At 72.8% G+C, this 6,707-nt stretch carries 6 protein-coding genes and 1 pseudogene; 6 read left to right on the top strand and 1 reads right to left on the bottom strand.

Annotated elements, in window-relative coordinates:
• The 4 genes and pseudogenes from F603_RS34500 to F603_RS0130260 form a co-directional block, all read left to right on the top strand.
• Positions 1-318 (top strand): annotated as a pseudogene (locus tag F603_RS34500) (hypothetical protein); the annotation flags it as partial.
• A gap of 80 nt (positions 319-398) precedes the next feature.
• Positions 399-935 (top strand): DUF2087 domain-containing protein, encoded by a 537-nt coding sequence (locus F603_RS0130270; protein WP_019549673.1) that lies wholly within the window; start codon positions 399-401, stop codon positions 933-935.
• A gap of 3 nt (positions 936-938) precedes the next feature.
• On the top strand, positions 939-2,381 hold the full coding sequence (locus F603_RS0130265; RefSeq protein WP_019549672.1) for a leucyl aminopeptidase: 1,443 nt from the start codon (positions 939-941) through the stop codon (positions 2,379-2,381).
• A 419-nt stretch (positions 2,382-2,800) separates the two neighbouring features.
• Positions 2,801-4,180, top strand: coding sequence for a serine hydrolase domain-containing protein (locus tag F603_RS0130260; RefSeq protein WP_019549671.1), 1,380 nt, complete (start codon positions 2,801-2,803; stop codon positions 4,178-4,180).
• A gap of 60 nt (positions 4,181-4,240) precedes the next feature.
• Here F603_RS0130260 and F603_RS0130255 read toward each other — a convergent pair whose 3' ends face one another.
• Positions 4,241-5,011: an SDR family NAD(P)-dependent oxidoreductase gene (locus tag F603_RS0130255; RefSeq protein WP_019549670.1), complete on the bottom strand. Its 771-nt coding sequence runs from the start codon at positions 5,009-5,011 to the stop codon at positions 4,241-4,243.
• Positions 5,012-5,146: 135 nt separating this feature from the next.
• Between F603_RS0130255 and F603_RS0130250 the strand changes: the two genes are divergently transcribed.
• Both F603_RS0130250 and F603_RS0130245 read left to right on the top strand, forming a co-directional pair.
• Complete coding sequence (locus tag F603_RS0130250) at positions 5,147-5,776, top strand: TetR/AcrR family transcriptional regulator (protein ID WP_026328857.1); 630 nt, start codon at positions 5,147-5,149, stop codon at positions 5,774-5,776.
• Between the two features lie 124 nt (positions 5,777-5,900).
• Positions 5,901-6,701 (top strand): SAM-dependent methyltransferase, encoded by an 801-nt coding sequence (locus F603_RS0130245; protein WP_019549668.1) that lies wholly within the window; start codon positions 5,901-5,903, stop codon positions 6,699-6,701.
• Positions 6,702-6,707 lie beyond the last annotated feature (6 nt).

The following is a 6,707-nucleotide window of genomic DNA, read 5'->3' as shown; positions in this document are numbered from 1 at the left end:
CACGAAACCGTCCTGCAAGGCGACGACGCCGCACTCTTCCGGGCTGTCATCGGCGGGACCCGCATCCGTGACCTGCAAGCCAACGGTTGGCCGGAAGGCCAACCCTGGGACCGGGCGTGGGAGAAACTCCAGAACTGGCAACGCCGCCGCTGGATCTTCATCGAAGGCACCAAAATCATCGCCCTCGCCATCCGCGAACAACCATCCGCCTACCGAAAACCACCCGCAAAAGGCACACCCCGCCAAGCCCGCACCCCCGTGCCCGTCACCCTGGGAGCCAAGCCGCCACCCTCCTGGCAGCCTGAAGGAAAGGCATAGTCGCGCGAATTCCCGTGCGTCGCCCAGTCCATCGCGGTTACGCTACGCGCGACCTCACGATCCGGAAGGTGGATACCGCCATGAACACGGCCTCCGTAGAGGACCAACCGCCCTCCTGCCGCGACCTGGTCGGCACCCTCGCGCAGTCCGATCGGCGGTCCGCCTACGCCGCGCTCGCCCTCGGGGCCAACTCCGTGGGAGAGGTCGCCCAGCGAACGGGGCTGCGCGCGCCGGCCGCCGCGGCGGCCCTGCAGAAGCTGGTGGAGGGCAAGCTCGCCCGGCTCGACCCGGAGACGCGCGGCTACTCCCTCATCGAGGACGCCTTCCAACGCGCCATGCAGGCCGAGGTGCAGGTCTCCGGCCGGGCCGGCGGGGACGGTTCCGGCTCGTACTTCCGCCGCGGCCGACTGACGTCGATCCCCGGCAAGCCGGACGTACGCGCCCGCGTCCTCGCCGTCGTCGCCGACTCGTTCGAGCGGGGCACCGTGTACTCCGAGGCGAAAGTCAACGCGCTGTGCGGCGAGTGGTACGACGACTGGGTAAGCCTCAGGCGCGCCTTGGTCGACGACGGCCTGCTCGTACGCGACGAGTCCTGCACGGCCTATCAACTCGCCTGACGCATGGTCCGCGTCTCGGTCGACGACAGCGGGCCGGGCGCATGTGCGAAGCCGGCCGACGCCGTCGCGCTGCCGCGGTACGCAGGCGCCCCGGCGAGCACGTTCTGCCGACGCCGCGGATTCCTCGCCAGAGCCGGGCAGGTCGTCGCCGAGCCGTCCGGTGACGGGAGTGTGCTGCTCAACGTCGGCCTCGGTGCCGCCGGTTCGGCGACGCCCGCCACCTTCCGCGCGGCGGCCGCCGCAGCCGTGCGCGCCGCGGGCCCCGCACGCACCCTCCGCCTCGACCTCGCCTTGGCCGACGGCCCCGTGCCGCCCGCGGAACGCGCACGCGCGGTGACCGAGGGCGCCCTGCTCGCCCTCTACCGGTACGACACCCACCGGTCGAGGAAGCCGGCGCGCACCCTCGACGAGCTGATCGTGGCCGTTCCGCAGCCCGAAGCGGCGGCAGCCGTGCGCGAGGCCCAGGCCGTCAGCGACGGCACCTGCCTCGCCCGCGACCTCGTCAACGCCCCACCGGGCGAGCTGACCCCCACGCTCTTCGCGGACCGGGCCCGGCAGATGGCGGAGGAGTACGGCTTCTCCTGCACGGTCCACGAGGGCGCGGCGCTCGCAGAGTTGGGGCTCGCCGGCCTCACCGCCGTCGGCCGGGGCTCCCGCGAGGCCGCGAAGTACGTGGAGATCGATTACGCGCCGGAGGGCGCCCCCGCCGTCCCCGTGGTGAGCCTCGTGGGCAAGGGCGTCACCTTCGATTCGGGCGGGCTCTCCCTCAAGCAGGCGCGCGAGATGCACACCATGAAGTCCGACATGGGCGGTGCCGCCGCCGTAGTGGGAGCACTCGCCTCGCTGGCCCGACTGGCGCTGCCGGTACGCGTCCGCTCCCACCTGCCGCTGACGGAGAACATGCCGGACGGCGCCGCCCTGCGCACGGGCGACGTCGTACGCCACCTCGACGGCACCACCACGGAGATCGTCAACACCGACAACGAGGGCCGCCTCGTCCTCGCCGACGTCCTCGTCCACGCCGGACGCGCACGCCCCGACCTACTGATCGACGTGGCCACCCTCACCTCGGCCGCCGCCCACGCCCTCGGCACCCGCACCGGCGCCCTCTTCACCAACGACGAGCAGCTCGCCGAGACGGTGCTCGCCTCGGCGGACCGCACCGGCGAACCACTGTGCCGGCTCCCGCTCGCCGAAGACGAGCGCCGGCACCTCCACTCCGCGACAGCCGACCGCGCCAACTGCTCGTACCGGTACGGCGACACGACCCAGGCCGCCCTCTTCCTCCAGGACTTCGTCCCGACCGGCCTGCCCTGGGCCCACCTGGACATCGCGGCCCCCGCCCACAACGACGAGCCGTCCTACCGCGAGGTCCCGCACGGCGGCACGGGCTTCGGCGTACGCACCCTGGTCGAGACGCTGCGGCGGGTATCGGGCGGCGAGTAACCTCCAACTCACCTGGGCGCATGCCGCGTTGAGCGACGGTCAATCGGCGGGGCTCGCCGTCTGGTCGCGTCGGCGGCGAGGGTGCACCTCGCACTCACACCGGCCCCAGTCGGGGGAGTGCGTCTGAGCACGCCGGCGAGGACCGCGGCGGCGTAGCCGCCCACGTCGCGGTAGGCGAGAGCCTCGCGCGGTTATGTGCTGCCTCTGCGTGTTGCGTCACGTGTCCCAACTGCGCGCGGTGCCAGGCAAATTCCGACAACCGGCCGCATCCACGTGACGGCGCGCTCGTCCCAGCCACGCACCGACTCCACGCGGCGCGTGACACTCCACCCGCGGGCCACCTGGCCAAGCACCCCCTCACCCCACGACCGTTGACGCACTCCCCGGCCCGTGTCGGAGGGTGCTCGTAGAGTGGGCGCATGACCACCAGCGAAGCCCGGGAATCGCTTCTGCCCGCCACCGCCAGGGCACTGCTCCACCGCGTCGCCGTGGCCCAGGCCGAGGGCAGGGCGCCGTCGTTCGTCGGGGGCCTGATGCGTGGGGGTGCGCTCGTCTGGTCGGCGGGCCGCAGCGCCGACGAGCACAGGGTCCCGGACGCCGACACCCAGTACCGCATCGGCTCGCTCACCAAGATGTTCACGGCCGTCCTCGTCCTGCGCCTGCGCGAGGAGGGCCTGATCGATCTCGCAGAACCGGTCGCGGCCCACCTCCCGGAGGCCGCACCTGCCGGCAGCGCGACCGTCGCCCAACTCCTCGCGCACACCTCGGGGCTTGCAGCCGAGACAGGCGGCCCCTGGTGGGAGCGGACGCCAGGCGAGGTGCGCCCCCGCCTCACGGACGTTTTCGGCGAGGAGCCCCTTCTCCACCCCGCAGGCCGCACCCACCACTACTCCAACCCCGGATACGCGATCCTCGGCGCCCTGGTCGCCCAAGTCCGCGGCACCACCTGGGAGCGGGCCCTCCGGCGAGAGATCCTCGCCCCGCTCGGCATGGAGCGCACGACCACGGCTCCCGAGCCTCCGCACGCCGAGGGCTGGGCGGTCCACCCCTTCGCCGACGTCATGCAGCCCGAACCGGCCGTCGACACGGGCCGGATGGCGCCCGCGGGAGAGCTGTGGTCGACGGCGGCCGACCTCGCCCGCTTCGCCGGCTTCCTCCTCGACGGCGACCCTCGCATCCTCCCCGTCGAGACGCTCCGCGAGATGCGTGCCCCGGCCTCGGGCCCCAACGACCCCAACTGGTCAGCGGGTTACGGCCTCGGCTTCGGCCTGGTCCGCACCGAAGGCCGCGTCCTCTTCGGCCACGGCGGCTCCATGCCCGGCTTCCTCGCCTCGCTGTGGGTGAGCGAGGAGGACGCCCTCGCCGGCATCGCCCTCGCCAACGCCACCTCGGGTCCGGCAACCGGCGACGTCGCCTGCGACCTGGTGCGGCTCACGCGCGACCACGAGCCCCGCATCCCGGAGCCCTGGCGCCCGGCATCCGAAGCAGATCCCGAGCTCCTCGCGCTCACCGGCACCTGGTATTGGGGCACCCGCGCGCACACCCTGCGGGTCACCTCAGGGCGCAACCTCAGCCTCACCGCCCTCGACGGGGGAGGCCGCGCCTCCCGCTTCCGCCCCGAGCCGGACGGTACCTGGCGCGGCCTCGACGGTTACTACGCAGGCGAGCGGCTGCGCCCCGTCACGACGGCCGAGGGAACTTATCTCGACCTCGGCAGCTTCGTCTTCACCCGCGCCCCCTACGAGCCCAGCGCCGTGCTGCCGGGCGGCGCGGACCCGCGGGGCTGGAGCGGCGCCTGACTCCCCAACGGCCCCGCGAAACAGTGGGGTTCGGGTCGCTCCCCGGAGAAGCGCCGGCGCTCAGACGGCCGCCCAGCCGTTGTCGACGGGAAGGACGACGCCGTTGATGTTGCTCGCGGCGTCCGAGGCGAGGAAGACGATCGCCTCGGCCTGCTCCTCGGCCCGAGCCGTGCGCGAGCCCATGTTCACCATGTACGAGCCGACGACACCGGGACCGTGCGCACCCTGCTGCGCGTCGACGGAGATACCCGTGACGGTGCCGCCGGGCGCGATCGCGTTGGCCCGCACGCCCTTGTCCCTGTACATCACGGCGAGGGACTTGGTCAGTCCGGCGACCCCGTGCTTGGAGGCGGTGTAGGCCGCGCCGGCCGCGCTGCCGCGGAAGCTCGCCTCGGAGGCCGTGGCGACGACGGCGCCCCCGCCCGCTTCGATCATGTGGGGAACGACCGCGCGCGCGAGCATGAACGGCGCGGTGAGGTTGATCCGCAGCACCCGCTCCCACTCGGCGTCCTCGGTGTCGGCGGCAGCGGACATGCGGTCCATGATGCCGGCGTTGTTGACGAGCACGTCGATGCGGCCGAACTCGCGGAGTGCGGTGGCGGTCACCTCGTCGACGATCTCCTGGAGGCCGAGGTCGCCGACGACCGCGTGCGCCGTCCCGCCGGTGTCCCGCACCTCGCCGACGACGCGGTGCGCGTTCTCCTCGGAGAGGTCGGCGACGAGGACCTTCGCGCCCCGCTCGGCGAACTTCAGCGCGGCCGCCCTCCCGATGCCGGACCCGGCGCCGGTGACGATGACGCTGCGACCTTCGAAGTCGCGGTTGCTGCTCATGAGGGGCTCCCTTGCCTTGCTCGGTTCCCGGCCGGTGCCCGCGATCCGTCCGTGCGGCCGACCGTACAACTTATTGGCAGTGAGTGCCACGACGGCATGAGGCGACAAACCGGCGCCGGACTTAAGGTGGCCGCCATGGCTGAGAAGAGGGCGAACAGCGGTCGGACGGGAAGGCCGCCGCTGAGCGAGAGGCGCAAAGCGGCGACGCGTGTGGAGATCGCGCAGGAGGCGGTCCGCCTCTTCACCGCCAAGGGCGTGGCCGCCACCTCGGGCGAGGAGATCGCAGCGGCGTCCGGAGTCTCCACCCGCACCCTGTGGCGCTACTTCGCCACCAAGGAGCAGTGCGTACGCCCGCTGTTGACGGTGGCCCTCGACATCATGGCCCAAGTCCTCCGCCGTTGGCCGGCCGAGCGCCCGCTCCGCGACGCGATCGGCGGCGAGGGGTGGCCGCAGGCCCACGACCCGGGCGACAGCCGGACGTTGCGCGACCTCGTCCGGCTCACCGGTAACGAGCCGGGGCTGCGCGCCGTGTGGCTCGAGGTCCACTTCGCCGCCGAGGCGGTCTTCGCCGAGATCCTCGCCGAACGCTCCCGTGCGCCGCAGCCGGACCCGCTCGCCCTCAAGGTGCAGGCGGTGATGCTCAACGGCGCCCTCCGCGTCGCCGTCGAGGATTGGGCCTGGCGCGCCGACGAGTCGTCGGAGCTGAGCGGGGACGAGTCCGTCCGGCGCGCCCTGCGCCTGGCCGCCTCGAACCTGCCGCTCTGAGCGCCGGCGAACTCCCCTGGCGGAAAGGCCCGTTCGGTCCGCACACGCCGGGCCTTCCCGGGCAGACTGCTGGGGCCGGCGGCAGAAGGCCGCCGCGCGTACGTATCGAGGAGGAAGGCCGCCGATGGCAGCTTCAGAAGCCGAGGGCAAACCGTTGATCGACGAGACCGTGCCGCACTCCGCGCGGATATGGAACTACTGGCTCGGCGGCAAGGACAACTACGCCGTCGACCGCCAGGCCGGCGACGAGTACCGCAGAGCCTTCCCCGGCGTCGACGAACTCGCCCGCCAGGCCCGCCACTTCCTCATCCGCACCATCCGCTACCTGGCGGAGGACGCGGGTGTGCGGCAGTTCCTCGACATCGGCACCGGGCTCCCCACCGTGGACAACACCCACGAGGTCGCGCAGCGCATCGCGCCCGACGCCCGGGTCGTCTACGTCGACAACGACCCGCTCGTCCTCGCTCACGCGCACGCGCTGCTCACCAGCACCCCCGAGGGCGTCACCCAGTACGTCGACGCGGATCTCCTCGACCCCGAAGCCGTGTTGGCGAAGGCGAGCGGAACGCTCGACCTCAGGCGCCCCGTCGGACTGATCCTCAGCGGCGTGCTCGGGCACGTCTCCTCGCACGGGGAGGCGGTCCGCGTCGTCCGCACACTCGTCGACGCGCTCCCACCGGGCAGCTACCTCTCCCTCCACGACGCCACCGACGAGGACGCGGGCGCCAACGAGGCGGCCGACAGCTACGCCGAGACCGGAGCCGTGCCCTACCTCCTGCGCACCCGCGCGCAGATCGCCGCCTTCTTCGACGGCCTCGAGGCCGTCCCGCCGGGGCTCGTACCGATCACTCAGTGGCACCCGGAGCACCAGGGCGGCCCGGCGGCCGAGACGACGGGCTTCGGCGGTGTGGCGCTGAAGAGGTAGCCCCGC

Origin of the sequence: Streptomyces sulphureus DSM 40104, assembly GCF_000381025.1 — a bacterium.
GTDB lineage: Bacteria > Actinomycetota > Actinomycetes > Streptomycetales > Streptomycetaceae > Streptomyces > Streptomyces sulphureus.
This window is presented reverse-complemented; position numbering and strand designations above follow the sequence as displayed.